The sequence below is a fragment of the Nocardia sp. NPDC058518 genome (assembly GCF_042719655.1).
GTDB lineage: Bacteria > Actinomycetota > Actinomycetes > Mycobacteriales > Mycobacteriaceae > Nocardia.
In genome coordinates, this window is the sequence record NZ_JBHXNJ010000004.1 from 145,290 (window position 1) to 161,101 (window position 15,812).

Annotated in this window: 14 protein-coding genes; 3 read left to right on the forward strand and 11 right to left on the reverse strand. The window is 66.2% G+C overall.

Features of this window, described 5'->3' with window-relative positions; translation table 11 throughout:
• Nucleotides 1-143 precede the first annotated feature (143 nt).
• The 9 genes from ACFWPX_RS09710 to ACFWPX_RS09750 all read right to left on the reverse strand — a co-directional run bounded on the left by ACFWPX_RS09710 (nt 144) and on the right by ACFWPX_RS09750 (nt 9,644).
• On the reverse strand, nt 144-908 hold the full coding sequence (locus tag ACFWPX_RS09710) for a hypothetical protein (protein WP_378927052.1): 765 nt from the start codon (nt 906-908) through the stop codon (nt 144-146).
• Nucleotides 909-1,038: 130 nt separating this feature from the next.
• Entirely contained in the window at nt 1,039-2,217 is a 1,179-nt protein-coding gene (locus ACFWPX_RS09715) for an MlaD family protein (RefSeq protein WP_378927053.1), read from the reverse strand.
• Nucleotides 2,214-3,302 carry an MCE family protein gene (locus ACFWPX_RS09720; RefSeq protein ID WP_378927054.1) on the reverse strand — a complete coding sequence of 363 codons (1,089 nt, stop codon included), beginning with the start codon at nt 3,300-3,302 and terminating at the stop codon, nt 2,214-2,216. The genes ACFWPX_RS09715 and ACFWPX_RS09720 overlap by 4 nt, the downstream gene beginning before the upstream one ends.
• Before the next feature lie 8 nt (nt 3,303-3,310).
• A complete protein-coding gene (locus tag ACFWPX_RS09725) occupies nt 3,311-4,411 on the reverse strand; it encodes an MCE family protein (protein ID WP_378927055.1) in 1,101 nt (366 codons plus the stop codon).
• Nucleotides 4,408-5,403 carry an MCE family protein gene (locus ACFWPX_RS09730; protein ID WP_378927056.1) on the reverse strand — a complete coding sequence of 332 codons (996 nt, stop codon included), beginning with the start codon at nt 5,401-5,403 and terminating at the stop codon, nt 4,408-4,410. Before ACFWPX_RS09730 ends, ACFWPX_RS09725 begins: the two co-directional genes overlap by 4 nt.
• Nucleotides 5,400-6,425, reverse strand: coding sequence for an MCE family protein (locus tag ACFWPX_RS09735; protein WP_378927057.1), 1,026 nt, complete (start codon nt 6,423-6,425; stop codon nt 5,400-5,402). Before ACFWPX_RS09735 ends, ACFWPX_RS09730 begins: the two co-directional genes overlap by 4 nt.
• A complete protein-coding gene (locus ACFWPX_RS09740) occupies nt 6,422-7,915 on the reverse strand; it encodes an MCE family protein (protein ID WP_378927058.1) in 1,494 nt (497 codons plus the stop codon). The genes ACFWPX_RS09735 and ACFWPX_RS09740 overlap by 4 nt, the downstream gene beginning before the upstream one ends.
• Nucleotides 7,916-7,922: 7 nt before the next feature.
• Nucleotides 7,923-8,786 (reverse strand): MlaE family ABC transporter permease, encoded by an 864-nt coding sequence (locus tag ACFWPX_RS09745; protein WP_378922005.1) that lies wholly within the window; start codon nt 8,784-8,786, stop codon nt 7,923-7,925.
• A 3-nt stretch (nt 8,787-8,789) separates the two neighbouring features.
• Nucleotides 8,790-9,644 (reverse strand): MlaE family ABC transporter permease, encoded by an 855-nt coding sequence (locus ACFWPX_RS09750; RefSeq protein WP_378922007.1) that lies wholly within the window; start codon nt 9,642-9,644, stop codon nt 8,790-8,792.
• 490 nt (nt 9,645-10,134) lie between these two features.
• On the opposite strand from ACFWPX_RS09750, the gene ACFWPX_RS09755 reads away from it, so the two are divergent.
• Nucleotides 10,135-10,803: a S1 family peptidase gene (locus tag ACFWPX_RS09755; protein ID WP_378922009.1), complete on the forward strand. Its 669-nt coding sequence runs from the start codon at nt 10,135-10,137 to the stop codon at nt 10,801-10,803.
• 63 nt (nt 10,804-10,866) lie between these two features.
• Here the strand turns inward: ACFWPX_RS09755 and ACFWPX_RS09760 are convergent, their stop codons facing one another.
• A complete protein-coding gene (locus ACFWPX_RS09760) occupies nt 10,867-12,327 on the reverse strand; it encodes an MFS transporter (protein WP_378927060.1) in 1,461 nt (486 codons plus the stop codon).
• Nucleotides 12,328-12,362: 35 nt separating this feature from the next.
• The gene (locus ACFWPX_RS09765) at nt 12,363-13,007 is read right to left on the reverse strand and encodes a hypothetical protein (RefSeq protein ID WP_378927061.1); all 645 of its coding nucleotides are present in this window, start codon (nt 13,005-13,007) and stop codon (nt 12,363-12,365) included.
• A gap of 151 nt (nt 13,008-13,158) precedes the next feature.
• Here ACFWPX_RS09765 and ACFWPX_RS09770 point away from each other — a divergent pair, with 151 nt between their 5' ends.
• The gene (locus tag ACFWPX_RS09770; protein ID WP_378922073.1) at nt 13,159-14,319 is read left to right on the forward strand and encodes a serine hydrolase domain-containing protein; all 1,161 of its coding nucleotides are present in this window, start codon (nt 13,159-13,161) and stop codon (nt 14,317-14,319) included.
• Nucleotides 14,320-14,355: 36 nt separating this feature from the next.
• The gene (locus ACFWPX_RS09775) at nt 14,356-15,693 is read left to right on the forward strand and encodes a cytochrome P450 (protein WP_378927062.1); all 1,338 of its coding nucleotides are present in this window, start codon (nt 14,356-14,358) and stop codon (nt 15,691-15,693) included.
• Nucleotides 15,694-15,812 lie beyond the last annotated feature (119 nt).

Consider the following 15,812-nt stretch of genomic DNA (forward strand, 5'->3'; position numbering starts at 1 on the left):
TTGTCCGGGGGGGCTGTTTTTTTTTAAACACCCACCCTACACACCCTTTTCTGGGGGGGGGGGCCCGGGGGGGGCCCCCAAAACCAACCGCCGGGGGGGTTTCAACGCCCCCGCGGCGTTTCGGTTGGCTCAGTTCCCGGTGCTCAGTTCCCCGGTGTCGGGGCGGGCGCGGGAGCCGGGGCAGGGGCCGGAACCGCCTGACCGGGTGCCGTACCGCCGGCAGCACCGCCGCCGCCGTTCTTGAGCAGCGGCGAGTCCAGCTTGCTGACCAGCCACTTGTCGCCGGAACGCTCGAGGCTCATCTCGATCGCGAACATCATCCGGTCGGGCTGGGTCTGGGTGAAGTTGGTGCGGTACTGGGTCATGGTGACCATGGCCTTGACGTCGTCGGTGCTGCCCGACATGTAAGCGCACTGCACGTCTTCGCCGGTCGACTTGACCTGGGCCTGCACCATGGCGCCCTTGAGCGCCTCGCTGGCATCGCTGAACTCCTTGAGGTAGTCGCCGGTGGCGCCCGCCTTCATCGACGCGATGTAGCCGTCGAGATCCTTGGAGTAGTCGTAGTTGGCCAGGATGGCGCCGTAGTCACAGGCGGCCTTGGTGGACTCGGCGATGGCGTCGAGCTTCTCGGCCTTGTTGTTGTTCTGCAGGAAGAACACCACACCCGCGGTGATCGCGCCGACTGCGACCACACCGGCCACACCTGCGGCGATCCAGCCCGTCGAGCTCGATGCCGCGCTCGGGGCAGCGGCCGGAGCCGGCGCCTCGGTCACGGTCTGTGCTTTGACAGTGGGCTGATCGACCTCGGGAGTCGCCGCCGCACCCTTCACGGTGTCGTCGGCCTTGGCCAGATCGGGCTTGTCTGCCGCGGCACCATCGGACTTACTCTGGGCATCGTCGCTGGTCATCGAATCAATCCTGCTCTTTCCCGGCGCACATATCGCACCGATTTCTGAGTACATGGCCCGTGAGCCGGGCCACACGTCTTCCCCGCGAGTATGCCCGGTCGAGCTGTGAACAGCCTGGCCGGGCATCAACTCACTTGGCGGGAATAGGTGTCCGCTCGTTCGGGTCGACACCGGGAGGCATCTGCGCGCCGTTGTTCGGCACGTTCGGGCGGGGGGCATTGGCCGAACCACGGATCTGCAGGTCAGAGGTCGGGTTGGTGCAGTAATTCCACTTCGGAATGCTGCCGTCCTGTACCTCTTCGTTGCGCCGGTACTCGGTGTCGTAGTTACACGTCGGACGTGGCCAGATGTCGATGATGGTGTGGAATTCGCCGTCGTGCGCCGGGGCGCTGATGGACCCGAGACCCAGCGCCAACGACGGGAACAGCAGCCGCATGGCAGGCGTACGCAACTGCGCCGCCCTGGTGATGGCCACGAAGTTGGCCGCCAGCGAACTGATCGGATCGGCCGTCGAATCCAGCACCGCGCCAAGGGTTTCGAACTGAGCCGGCGCGTTGTCGAGCACGCTCTGCAGCTCGGCGTTGGCGTTGTTGAACTGCGTGAGCAGCGCACCCGAATTGCTGGTGAGCGTCTGCAGATCGGGCTGGGCGTTCGAGGTGGTCTCGGCGATCACCCGCAGGTTGGCGATGAGGTTCACCGTCTGCGGCAGCAGGTTGTCCAGACCCGCGACCACCAGGCTGACGCCGTTGATCAGGCTGCGCAGCTGGTCGGGACCGGCACCGAGCGCGATGTCGAGCTCGTCGAGGATGACGCTGAACTGCTTGGGATCCACCGAGCCGATCAGCGCGCTCGTGTCGTCGAGTACGGCCCACACCGGAACCGGCGTCTGGATCTGCTCCGGGCTGTACTTGATCACCGCACCGTCACTGAGGAACGGGCCGACATCGCTCTTCGGACGGAAGTCGATGTACTGCTCGCCCGCCGCCGACAGCGCCGCCACCTGGATCATGGTGTCGACCGGGATCTTGAAGTCCTTGTCGATCCGCGCCTTGGCGGCGATCGCCTCGCCGTCGTTGATCAGTTCGATCGAGGTGACCTTGCCGATCCGGAATCCGCGCATGGTCACGTCGTTGCCCGGCTGCAGACCGCCGGAGCGGTCCAGGTTGACGGTGACGTCGTACTCGGACCGCAGCGGATTGACCCGCATCACGTTGACCAGCAGGTACGTCCCACCGAGCAACAGCACGACTACGAGCGCGCTGTTCGCCAGCAAGATCTTGCTGCTCGCGAACTTCTTCAGCCTGCTCATCGGTGGCCTCCCACTCGGCCCTGAACGACCTGCAGCACCTGAATGAAGCTGCCGACGAAATCGTTCACATCTTTCATGTCCCAGAGCTTGCTGTTCGCCGGGTCGGTCAGCAGGCCCACATCGAGATTGGTCAGCGTCGCGTACGGCGCCAGGCTCTTACCCTTGAACGTCTGGTTGGCGCCCGGCCGGATCGCGTGCAACTGATCCATCACATAACCGAAGTCGTTGCCGGTCGCGGCCAGCGCGTTCATCAGGTTGTCGAGATTGGTGAGCAGATCGGAGAGCTGGTCACCTGTGGTGTTGGAGTAGTCACCGATGGCCGCGGTGGCCGTGGCCAGTTTGGTGAGCAGATCACCGATCGCCCGGTTGTTCTCGGCGATCGCGCCGATGGCCTGGGGGAGGGTGTCGGCCACCTGGCCGAGCTGGCCCTTGTTGGCCTCGATGGTGTTGGCGAGGGTGTTGAACTCCGTGAGCACCGAGTCGACCTTGGTGCTGTTGGCGTTCAGTTCGCCGATGACGCCGGTCATCTCGTAGATCAGATGCCCCAGCTCACCGCCGTGCCCGTTGAGGATCGAGCCGAGTTCGGTACCGAGCCTGCTCAGGCTGGCGACACCGCCACCGTTGAACAGCATCGACACCGAGATCAGCAGCTCTTCCACCGTGGCACCGGCCGAGGTGGCGTCAAGACCGAGGGTCGCGCCCGCGGGCAGGGTCTCCGCGCTCGTGATGTTCTTCGGCTGGTTCAGCGAGATGAAGACGTCACCGAGGGGGGTGGCCTGGCGCAACTCCGCGGTACTGCCCTTCGGCACCTTGAAGTCGGTGTTGATCTCCATGTCGACGACGGCCTCGAAGTTCTTGGTCTTGATCGACGTCACGACGCCGACATCAGAACCACCGACCTTCACCTTGGCCTGGTCAGGCAGGTTGAGGGCGTTCTCGAACTTCGCGTGCAAGGTGTAGGTCTCGCCGCCGGTGCCCGGCTTCGGCAGCGGCAGATCCTCCACGGTGAAGCCACAGCCGGTCGTGATCGTGACCGTGGCCAATGCGGCTGCGGAGAGCAGCGCGCGGCGGGCCTTCATCGTCATTCGCTGGTTCATTTCGTCAGTCCGAGCAGTGCGGCGGTGAGCCCGTAGTCGGGGCCGAAATCCTGGACGTTTCCGGAGCGGCAACCATCGGCCCGCATCTGGATCCGCTCACAGAACACGCTGACGATTTCGCCCGAGAGGGCGGTGCCGATCAACGCTTGCAGGCGGACGAAGCCCTTTTCCTTGTTGATGGCGCCGTCGATGTTCTGCATGAGCAGCGGCACCACGTCGACGATCTCGACCATCGCGCCCGAGTTGGCACGCAACTGGTTGGTGACGGTGGTCAGGCCGGTGAGCGAGGCGGCCAGTTCTTCCTGATGCCCGGCGAAAGTCGTCGAGGTGTTGTTCAGGAACTGGTTGAGCTGGTCGAGGGTGGCCTGCAGACCGGGTGCCTGCTCGGCGAGCAGCCCCGACATGGCGGTCATCCGGTCGCTGAAGTCGCGCACCGACTGGTCGTTGTCGGCCAGCATCGTCGTCAGCTCGTTGAGCTTGATGATGATGTTGGCGATGGCGTCCTTGTTGTCGACACCGACCTTCAGCGCGCCGGAGAGCGCGTCGAGGGTTTCCCTGATCTTCTGGCCGTTGCCGTTGAGCACCGGGTAGAGCACCCGGCCCGACAGCGGGCCGAGACCCTCCTGGCCGGGTTCGGGCTTCAGCGCGGCGGCGAACTGGTCGATGGTCTTGATCATCGTGTCCAGCTCGACCGGCGTCCTGGTGCGCGCCTTGGGCAGGTGATCGCCGGACTTCAGCGCCTCACCGCCGGTGAAGGGCGGGCTCACCTCGATGTGCCGGTCGGTGACGATCGAGGGCGAGATGATCGCGGCGATCGCTTCCTTCGGGATCTTGACGCCCGCGTCGATGGTCATGTGGACCTCGACGTAGGTGCCCTTCGGCACGATCTTGTCGACCTTGCCCACCGCGAGGCCGAGCACCATGATCTCGTTGCCCTCGTACATGCCTGCGATGTTCTCGAAGTCGGCGGTGATCTTGGTCGAGCGGCCGAGCGCGTCGTCGAACTGGCTCGGCAGCAGCGAGCAGCTACCCAGCGCCAGCGCGGTGGTGGCGATCATCATCGTCCGCGCGATGCGGAGCTTGTTGGTCAGTTTCATCCTTGGCACCCCTGGATCACCTGAACGAAGCACAGCCAGTTGTCGGGGAACACCCACGGCAGTGCGACCGAACCGTAGTTGCCGTTGCCGAGCGCGTTGTTGAAGTAGCGCGCGGTGGGCTGACCGATCTGCAGCAGCTTGTCGAGATTGTCCTTGTTCTTCTGCAGGCCCTCGGCCATGGTGTTGAGCTGGCTGATGGTCCCGCCGAACTGGTCGCCGTTCTGAGCGCCGATCTCCTCCAGCTGACGGGTCAGCGTGGCGACGTTGTCCAGCAGCTGGCGCAGCAGACTCTGCCGTTCCATCACCCGGTTGGCGATGGCCTCGCCCTGGGTGATGACGAGCAGGATCGAGTTGCGGTTGTCGGCGAGCAGCTGCGTGACCCGGTTGAGGTCCTTGATCAGGCTGTCGACCTCACCCTTGCGCTGGTCGACGACCTTGGCGACCGCGCCGACGCTGTCGAGCGCCTGGGCAACCAGCTCCGGCGAATCACCGAGCTGGGAGTTGATGGTGTTGAGCGAGGCGGCGAGCTTCTTGGTGTCGAGCGCTTGGAACTTCGGCGTCCCGACCTGGACCACATCGGCGATGTCGTACGGCACGTCGGTGTTGCTGCGCGGGATCGTCTTGTTCTTCAGACCCGATCCGTCGCCGGGCTGCAGGTCGACGTAGCGTGCGCCGAGCAGGGTCGCCATCTTGATCGCGGCGTGCGCGTCGGGACCGAGCTTCAGCGAACTGTCCACGTCGAGGGTGATCACCACGTGGTCGCCCTCGATCTTCGCACCGGAGACCGTGCCGACCTGCACACCCGAGACCGCGACCTTGTCGCCGGTCTTGATGCCCGCGGCCTGCACGAATTCCGCGTCGATGGACTGTTTTCCGAGCCCGATGAACTGGAAGATGCTCGAACCGACCAGCAGCAGCACGATGCACAGCGCACCGACCACACCCAGCCAGAAGTTGCGGTTACCGACGAAGGCTGACTTGATCTTGCTCATCTGCACACCTCGGAATGGCCGTTGCCACCGATCTGGCTGAACAGACCGCGCGGGAACAGAACCCCGTACAGCGAGATATCCAGACCACACAGGTAGGCGTTGGCGTGGGTGCCTTCCGATGTCATCCGGCCGAGGTCGGCGAGCATGGACGGCATGTCGATCGCGACCTGGTCGAGCTTGGCGCCGTTGGCCAGCAGCAGATTCAGCGCCGCGGTAGTCGAGTTCTGGGTCGCCGCGAGCTTGGGCTGGATCTTGGTCATCATCCCGACCAAGGCGGTCGTCGAATCGGCGAGGGTGACCGTGGAAGCCTGCAGCGACTGCCCCTGGTCGTAGAGCCCACCGATCAACGCCCTGGTCTGGGTAATCAGGGTCTCCAATTCATCCCCTCGCTTTGCCAACCCGGCCATCACACCGGACAGGTTGGTGATCACGTCGGACAAGATCGCGTCGCGACGCTGGAAATCGGTGGCCAGCTGGGCCGCCTGAATGATGAACGCCGACAGCGAAACCCCATCGCCCTGCAGCGCCTGGATCAGGGTCTCCGACATCGCGTTGACCTCGGCGGGCTCGAGCGCCTGGAACAGCGGCTGGAAACCGTTGAGCAGGGCCGAGATATCGAACGAGGGCTCGGTGCGGTCGAGCGGAATGGTGGAACCGCTCTTGAGCGGCTCCGGGCTCGGTGCCGCGCCCGGGGTCAGCGCGACGTAGCGCTGACCGATCAGGTTCTGGTACCTGACCAGGGCCTTGGTGTCGTTGAACAGTGTCTGGTCGCTCTGCACGATGAACGACACCTTGGCGTCGTTCTTGCCGTCGAGCTCGATCTTCTCGACCTTGCCGACGCGCACGCCGGCCATCCGGACATCGTCGCCGGGCCGCAGCCCGAGGACGTCAGTGAAGATCGCGGTGTACTTGCGGGTGTCACCGTCGACCGTGCGGGCCAGTGTGTTCCACACGACCACGGTGACGAGCAGTGACACGAGCGCGAAGATACTGAACCCGATCAGTGGCTTGCGGATACTCATGCGCCACCCCCGTTTTCGGACACTTGCAGGGTTCCGCCCTTCAAAATCGGACCGAGCAGCAGATATTCGGACGCGTTCGGCTTGCGACCGAGCAGCTGAGTCATCGCCGCGTCACCGGAGTAGGAGATCGGTGTGGCGGCAGGCACCGTCGCCGGAGCGGGCGCCGCGGCCGGAGCCGCGGGAGCGGGCGCGCCACCCAGACCGGGCAGACCCGGAATCTGGATCGATGGGACGAGGCCCTCGAGCGGGGTGCCCTGGAACGGCTTGATCTCGGTGCCGTTGGCCGTGTGCATCGGCGAGACACCGGGACTGGTGAGACCCGGGATGTCGGGCATGCCCGGGATCGACACCAGCGGCGGGAGGCCCGCGGCCGTGTCGAGCCTGCGCGGACGCAGGTTGTCCGGGATCACCGGCGGGGCGGCCTCGGCCGGTGCGGTGAAGCAGCTGGGTCCGAGCAGGTCGCCGTAGCGCGGGCAGTCGGCGACGGTGTTGGGCTGGTACGGCGTCAGCGTGAGGCCGGCGTTCCACACCATCTGCTTGCCGCTCGGGCCACCGTGGAAGGTGGTGTTGAGCTGGGCCAGCGAGGGACCGAAGACCTGGAAGGTCTTGGTGATCGACGCGGGGTCGGCGGCCAGCGCACCGAGGGTGGCGTTCATGCCGACCGTGACTTCCTTGCCCACATCGGGATTCGATGCGAACAGGTCGTTCACCCGATCGGTGGTGGCGCTCGCACCGGCCAGCAGCGCGATCAGCTGTTCACGCTTGGTGGCGATGGTGTTCGCGGTCTGCACCGAGGAGCCGAGCACGTTGAGCAGTTCCGGCGCCGACTGGTTGAGTGCGTGCGCCGAGTTGGAGAAGTTGTCGAGCATGCCGCCCAGGTTCGGGCCTGCATCGGCGACCGTGGTCAGCCAGTGGTCGAGGCGCTGGATGGTCGAGCCGGGGACCCGGCCGCTGCCGTCGAGCGCCTGGGTGAGCGAACCGAGCACGCGGCCGAGCTGCACCGGGTCGACCTCGTTGAGGATGTCGCGCACCGTGGTGAGCGTGTCCTGCAGCGCGATCGTGCCCTGGCTGCGGTCCTCGGGGATCTGCGAACCTTCCTTCAGGTGCTGGCTGTTCGCGCCGTTGTAGACCAGCTCCACGGAGGTGACCGCGAACAGGTTGGACGGCACGACGCGTGCGGTGACGGTGTTCGGGATGCCGTCGGCGAACTCGGGCTTGAGCTCGATGTTCACCTTCTGCTCAGCGTTCTTGCCGATCTCGACGTTCTTCACCACGCCGACGAGCACGCCGCGGAACTTCACGTCGGCATCCGACGGCAGGCCGTCACCGGTGGTCGACAGGTTCGCGACCACATTGACCTTGGGTACGAAGTAGCCCTGGTACCTGGCCGTGAGGAAAACGAGGACGATGCCGAACACGATCAGACCGGCGGTACCGGCCACGTACAACTGCTTCATGGTGGGACCGCGCCCACTCGGATCGATGATCATCGCGCGCTTACCCCGAGATCCTGATGCCGGGGTTGATGCCCCAGATCGCCAATGTCATGAGGAGGTCTGCGAACACGACCAGGATGATGCACATCTTGATCGCGCGGCCGGCCGCCACGCCGACGCCTTCGGGACCGCCCGAGGCGAAGAAGCCGTAGTAGCACTGGATGAACGTCGTGATCATGACGAAGACGATCACCTTGAGCAGGGAGTAGAGCACGTCCGTCGGCACCAGGAATTGGAAGAAGTAGTGCGAGTAGGTGCCCGATGCGGTACCGCCGATCAACTGCACGGTGACCGAGCAGGCCAGGTACGCCATCGTCAGACCCACGGCGTACAGCGGCACGATCGCCATCACCGCGGCCATCATCCTGGTGCTGACCAGGTAGGGCAGCGGGCGAATCGCCACCGATTCGAGCGCGTCGATCTCCTCGGAGATGCGCATGGCGCCCAGCTGTGCGGTGAATCGACAGCCCGCCTGGGCGGCGAAGGCCAATGCCGCCAGCAGCGGGCCGAGCTCGCGGGTGGTGGCGAAGGCCGAGATCGCGCCCGTGATGGGGCTGAGCCCGAGCAGGTTCAGCGAGGTGTGGCCCTGAATGGCCACCGTCATCCCGCCGAAGGCACTGATGATCAGGATGACGCCGATGGTGCCACCACCGACGACGATATTGCCGTTACCCCAGGTGACGTCGGAGAGCAGACGCCAGACCTCCTTCGGGTACTGCTTGAAGGCCAGCGGGATGGAGCCGACCGAGCGCAGGAAGAAGAAGACCTGGTGGCCGAGGCGGGCGAGCAGGTCGCCGGGCGCCTTGCTGGCTTTCTGCAGCGACCGGATCGGCCGCAGTAGCGGAGGTACGTATGTAGATGACATGGCTCAGACCACCTGTGGGGGGAAGACTGCGGCGTAGATCTGGGTGATCGCCACGTTGACACCGAGCAGCATGACGGTGGAGCTCACCACCGCGGAGTTCACCGCGTTGGCGACACCACCGGGGCCGCCGCGAGCATTGAGCCCACAGTCGCAAGCGATGATCGAGGCGATCAGACCGAACAGCACCGACTTCAACAGCGCCACCGCCAGGTCGCGGGTGACCGCGAACGAGGCGAAGGTGCTCATGTAGGAGCCGGGTGTACCGCCCTGGGCGAAGATGTTGAACATGTAGCCGGTGAGGAAGCCGACGAAGACGACGAAGCCGCAGAGCAGGAAGCTGACCAGCATCGCGGCGCCGAGGCGGGGAGCCACCAGGCGGCGCAGCGGGTCGACACCCATGACCTTCATCGCGTCGATCTCTTCACGGATGGTGCGCGAGCCGAGGTCGGCGCAGATGGCCGAACCGACGGCACCCGCGATCATCAGCGCGGTGACCAGTGGGGCGCCCTGCTGAATGATGCCGAGGCCGTTGGCCGCACCGATGAACGAAGTGGCACCGACCTGACCCGCGACCGCGCCGACCTGGATGGAGACGATCACCGCGATCGGGATGGCGACCAGCAGTGTCGGCGCCGCGGCGACGCTGGCCATGAACGCGGACTGACGGATGAACTCATCGAAAGGAAAACGCCGACGGAAGATCGCGACGAACAACTCCGTGATCGCTTCGATACCCATCGTGATCTGTCGACCGAAGGTTTCCAGCGACTTCTTCGGATGGTCGTCCCAAAGGCCCTTCGTCCAGTCGACAGCCTCACTGGCTCGTGAACGTGTGGGCGGACTCTCGGTCGACTGCACTGCATAACCCCTCTCGACGCCGGACCCTCAACGCCCCGGCGACTTGTTTGCTTGACGCACCTTACTACGGAGTAGCGCAGAACACATCACCGACATGTGAGCGCTGTCATAGATAGAGGTCACTGTCCAAAACGGCTATGAGACCGGCCATGACGGACCCTACAGTCCGATATTCCGGGATTCCCGGGATTACGCGCGAAGGCCTTTTCCTACATGGTTTCCCAGTACCAGCGGTCGCGGTAAAGGAATATTGCGGAACTTTGTCATTCATAACGAAGTCCTCGCCGAATTATCCGAACACATCACGCGAGAAACACGAACGACGCGCTGCGGCAAGATTGCAATAGGGAATCGCTATGACGGCGACGGACTGGAGGCGCGGGCGACTCGCCCAGCAAACGCACCGGTCCGGAGGCGCGCCCGGGACCGAATACAGGCACGATAGACAGACCGTATTGATATCGTGCGAACTTCCGACATCTGGAGGGACATGTTCAGCAAACTCGCCAAGGTGGCCAACGCCGCCTTCGCTCTTGCCCTCGGTGCAGCTCTGCTCGGCACCGGTGCGGCCAACGCGCAAGCAGGCCCCCCGGTGATCGGCGGCGGCTCCGGAATCGTGATCGACAACGCGTTCGAGTGCACCGTCACCACGGTCGGGTACGACGGCGCAGGCAGGCTGGTCGGCCTGACAGCGGGTCACTGCGGCGACGCCGGGGCCACCGTCAGCGCGGAGGTCGATCGCGGCTACGGCGAGATCGGCCGGTTCGTACACAGCAATTCCGAACTCGACTACGCGGTCATCGAGTTCACGCCCGGCCGGATCACCCCGGTCAACCGGATCGGCAACGTCACCATCACCGGTGTCGGCGGGCCCGCGCAGTTCCCGACGATCGTCTGTAAGGAAGGCCGGACCACCGGCAACACCTGCGGCATCACCTGGGGCGACGTCTTCGCCACCAATACCGAGACCTGGTCGCAGATGTGCGTGGTCGAGGGCGATTCCGGCGCGCCGGTCGTCGTCGGCTCGACCCTGGTCGGCATGGTGAACGCCTATCTGGCTGTGGCCTGCTTCGGGCCCGAGGTCGGGACGAATATGAACTCGATCATGGACGACATCAACGCCCGCGGTGGCGTGGGTTCGGGTTTCCACCCGATCTAGTTCCTCGCCTGTACTCCCCGGATGTCGAGCGGGTCGCGTGGTTGTCCACGCGGCCCGCTCTTTCTATAGGTCCTGAGCGGCAAGCGATTTCGGTGCGAGCGCGGGTCCATCGGCGCCCGCGCAGTGCGGCAGGCAGTCGACGCGTTCGGGCTGTGGCGGCTGACGCGGCACGCGAAGCAGGACCGCGGCGATACCGGCGCCGAGCAGGAGCAGCAGCGCGCACCAGCGCATCGCGGTGTCGAAGCCCGCGGCGAAGGCGACCGGATTGTCGAACGCACCGGACAACCCGGCCAGACCGGGCAACGCCGCCACCGCGAGTAGCTGTGCCGTTCGCGCCACGGCGTTGTTCACCCCGGAAGCGATGCCCGCCTCGCCCTCGCGCACCGCGGCGAGCACCGCGCCGGTCAACGGCGCTACCAGCACCGAAAGCCCGAGCCCGAAGACGAACACACCGGGCAGCACATCGGTGAGATAGTCCGCGCCGGGTCCGATGCGCTGCAGCGCGAACACCCCGCCTGCGGCCAGCAGCGGACCGATCGTCATCGGAATCCGCGGCCCGTGCCGCTGCGCCCACCGTCCGGCGGGTGCCGAGAGCACCAGCATCAGCAGCGTGACAGGCAGTCCCGCGGCGCCCGACGCCATCGGCGAGTACCCGGCGACCAGCTGCAATTGCAGCACCAGCAGGAAGAACACACCACCGAGCGCCGCGTACACCAGCAACGTCACCAGATTCGCCGCCGTGAACACCCGAGACCGGAACAGCGACGGCGGGACCAGCGGATTCGGGCTGCGCAGTTCCACCAGCACGAAACACACCAGCGCGGCCACCCCGACCGCGACCAGCACGACCCGGGAATCGATGAGTCCCAGTGTGAGGGCACCGAGCCCGAGGGCGACGATCACCGCACCCGGCACGTCGATCCGGGCGGGCGCCTGCGGATCGCGGCTCTCCGGCACGGTCTTGATCGCGACAACGGCGACCACCAGCGCCAGCGGCACATTGAGCAGGAAGATCGCCCGCCAGCCGACCAGGTCGATCAGCCCACCACCGAGCAACGGCCCGAACGCACCGGCCACCCCGCCGAGACCGGACCACAGTCCGATCGCACTGCCCTGATCGCGGCGATCGATCGACGCCGAGATCAGCGCCAGACTCCCGGGCGTGAGCAGCGCGCCCGCCACGCCCTGCAGCAGCCGCGCGCCGACGAGCATCTCGATATTCACCGCGGCCGCGCACAACAGCGAGGTGATCGCGAATCCGATGATCCCCCAGATGAATACGCGACGTCGGCCGAGCCGGTCACCGAGCGAACCGCCGAGCAGGATGAACGAGGCGAGCGTGAGGGTGTACCCGTTCACGGTCCACTGCAATCCGGCGACATCGGTGTGCAGCGATTCGCCGATGCGTGGCAGCGCCACGGAGACGACGGTGGCGTCCAGCGACGCCATCGAGGAGCCGAGGATGGTGGCGAGCAGAATCCACCGGCCCGTGGCCGAGTTCAGCCGAACCGTCTGGGGCACCACCCCAAACTAGCCGCCACCGGCGTCTTTCGTCGGAACTACAGGCTCTCCACGCAGACGACGACGCGGCGCTCGGCGTATTTGAAGCCCGAATCGGCGGCATCGGGGCAGTCGTCGACGCTGTCGGAGTTCTTGTTGATCGTGATCACCTTGACGGGTTCGGTCCCGCCCTCGCTGCACTCGATGCGCTTGGGTTCGTCGCCGCCCACGTCGATGCAGCCGCCGATGACCCAGTCGATGTCGAGGCACAGCGCGCCGGTCTCGATGCCGTTGAGCGTCTCGGCGTAGAAGTTGTCGCGGTCGCCGACGCAGCCGTTGCTGGTCTTGGCCTTGCCGATGACCTTGTAGTTCGACGAGCGGCTACCGCACGCGGCCTTCTCGATCGTCGCGTCGTTGACGGTGCCGCCGAGCGACACGCAGTCGCCGATATTGGCCTGGAAGTCGGTCTTGCCGCCCTTGCTCGACGTGGGCGCCGGCTTGGTGGTGGTCGACTTGCCCGGCTTGGTGGTCGGCGTCGCGCTACTGGTCGCGGGGACGACATCGATCGCAGGCTGGGCGTAGCCGTCGATGGTGCCTCCGCAACCGGTCGAGACGAACGCGGTCACGGTGATGGCGATCGCGCCGACGAGCCGGCCGATTGGCAAATCTGCAAACACCCATTGTGAATACACCACCGGAGCCACCCCCGTCGACTCCAGTCCGATAGCCGGGTCACTGCGATACCCTTGGGATTCCGGTCGCCACGTGCGGCGCAGGCCCCCGATCGTGTATCAGGAGGTCATCGTGAGTACCTCGGCACCAGTACCGACCGGCGATTTCGCGGCGCCACGGCAGATGGTGGTCGATCCGCGCTTCATCCGCCTCGCCGATCATTTCTTCGGGATGTTCGCCCAGCCGAGTCGCGGTGGCGGTGCGCTGGCCATCTATCTGGACGGCAGCCCGGTCGTCGATATCTGGGCGGGCTGGGCGGCCAAGGATCAGCGCTGGACCGGCGAGAACGTCGCGCTCACCTTCTCCACCGGCAAGGGCGTCGCCACCACCGTGCTGCATCGGCTGGCCGAGCGCGGGCTCCTCGATTACGAGGAGCCGGTGGCCACCTACTGGCCGGAGTTCGGGGCGCACGGCAAGGACGACATCACCGTGCGTGACGTGCTGTCCCATCGCGCGGGCCTGCACCGGGTGCGCGGGCTGGTGCCAGGTCGCGAGGGCATTCTCGACTACGACGCGGTGGTGACCGCGCTCGCCGAGAGCCCCGCCGACCCGCGCCGCATCCGCACCTCCGGCTATCACGCGATCACCTTCGGCTGGCTTGTCGCCGAGATCGTGCAGCGGGTGACCGGCGATCCGTTCACCGAGGTCTTGCGTCGAGAAGTGGCGCAGCCCTTGGGAATCGACGAGTTCTGGTTCCAGGTGCCGCCGGGCGAGCGGTACCGGATCGCGAAGATCTTTCCGCATCTGGCGCCACCGGGGATCCGGTGGAACACCGCGTCGTCGGTGCTGTCGTGGGTGCGGCCCGCGCGCGGGCTGGCCGAGGCGGGGATGCCGGAGAGTTTCGACGAGCTCGTCCGCGACCCACGGGTGCACGATGCGGTGATGCCCGGCTGGAACGGTGTGTTCTCGGCGCGGGCGCTGGCCAGGATGTACGGGGCGCTCGCCAACGGTGGGCAGGTGGGCCAGGTGCGGTTCCTGCGGCCGGAGACGATCGAGACGATCAACCGGACCCAGCAGACCAGCAGCCGCGACTATGTCCTCGGACTACCGCTGCGATTCACCCTCGGCTATCACCGGCCGGTATTGATGACCAAGCAGCAACCGCGAAATGCCTTCGGCCACTACGGTGTCGGCGGCTCCGGGGCGTATGCCGATCCCGATCTCGGGATGTCGATCGCGTTCGTCACCAATCGGCTGGGCGGGGCCGTCACGGCGCTCGGTGACGCACGGCTGGCCAAGCTGGCGGCGATCGCCCAGGGGACCGTACGCACGGCCCGTTCCTGATCGAACCACCGGGAGGAGCTCGCCGTAGTAAAGGACATGAGTTCGCCGAACCCCGCGCCCGCCGCGCCGCGCCTGTCGTTGCTGCACGGCGTCGCCGCGGGGCGGGATTTCGGCGGCTACCTGCGACGACGCGCTGCCCGCAGTGATCCGTTCGCGGTCGGGTTCCCCGGGTTTCCGGCGGTGCTGTTCACCGGAACGGCCGAGGGGGCGCGCGAATTGTTCCGGGCGCCGGTCGCACTGCTCGAGCCACCGCGGCCCAATCCGATCGAGCCGATGGTCGGGGCAGCGTCGCTGATTCTCAGTTCGGGAACACGGCATCGCACGGATCGCGCGCTGCTGGCGCCCGCGTTGCACGGTGCGCGGGTGCGGTCGCTGGAGAAGGTGATCCGGAACGCGACGCTGAACGAGATCCGTTGTGGCGCGGATGGTCCCTGGCGGATCGGCACTCGGATCGATTCGCTCAGGGCCGCGCGCACCATCACCCTGCGGGTCATCCTCGCCGCGGTGTTCGGGTCCGAATCCGATCGCGAGGCCGAATACGGCGGTGTGGTGACCGATTTCCTCACCGCGTTCACCACCCCACTCATGGTGGCGCCCGTATTACGCCGTGGCATAGGTGGTTTCGGTCCGTGGGAGCGGTTCACCGCGGCACGAGCGCGGCTGGACGAGCTGCTCCTGGCCGACATCACCCGGCGCCGCCGCACCGGCCCCGCCGGCGGCGACCTGCTCGACCTCCTCCTCACCACCCGCTACGACGACGGCACCAGCCCCACCGACACCGAACTGTGCGAACAGCTACGCACCCTGCTGGTCGCGGGCCACGAAACCACCGCGACCACCCTGACCTGGGCGCTCTACCACCTGCACCGCGAACCCGGCCTGCTCACCCGCCTGCTCGCCGAGCTACCCACCGCGGGCGATGACCCCGCCGAACAGGCCCGACTACCGCTGCTCGACGCCGTCTGCCAGGAAACCCTGCGCCTGCACCCCCCGGTACCGATCGTGTTGCGCACCCTGAAGGAGCCGTTGCGCTGGCGCGGAGTCGACGTGGCGGCGGGCGCCACCATCGGCCTTGCCGTGGACGCACTCCACCGCCAGCCGTCTACCTGGCCCGCACCGCACCTGTTCCACCCCGACCGATTCCTCGATCGCACGGTCACCCCGTTCGAGTTCGCGCCGTTCGGCGGTGGTCACCGGCGATGCATCGGCTCGACGCTGGCCGACCACGAGCTGCGGATCGTGCTCGCGACGCTGCTGACCGAGGTCCGGTTGACCCTCGAGCCCGCACTGGCACTCGGCCGTCGACCCCGCACGGTGCCCCGCAATATCGCGACCGCGCCGGATCGGGCGATCCACTTCACACGGACCGGGTGATCTGCCTCACGTGGCGTTTGGGAGTCACACCCATGTGCTTCCCCGCTGTTCGCGCGCACCGCTATCGACTCGCCGCTGTGAGCGCGGCGTTTGGCGGAAGCCGATGAATAACAGCGCGT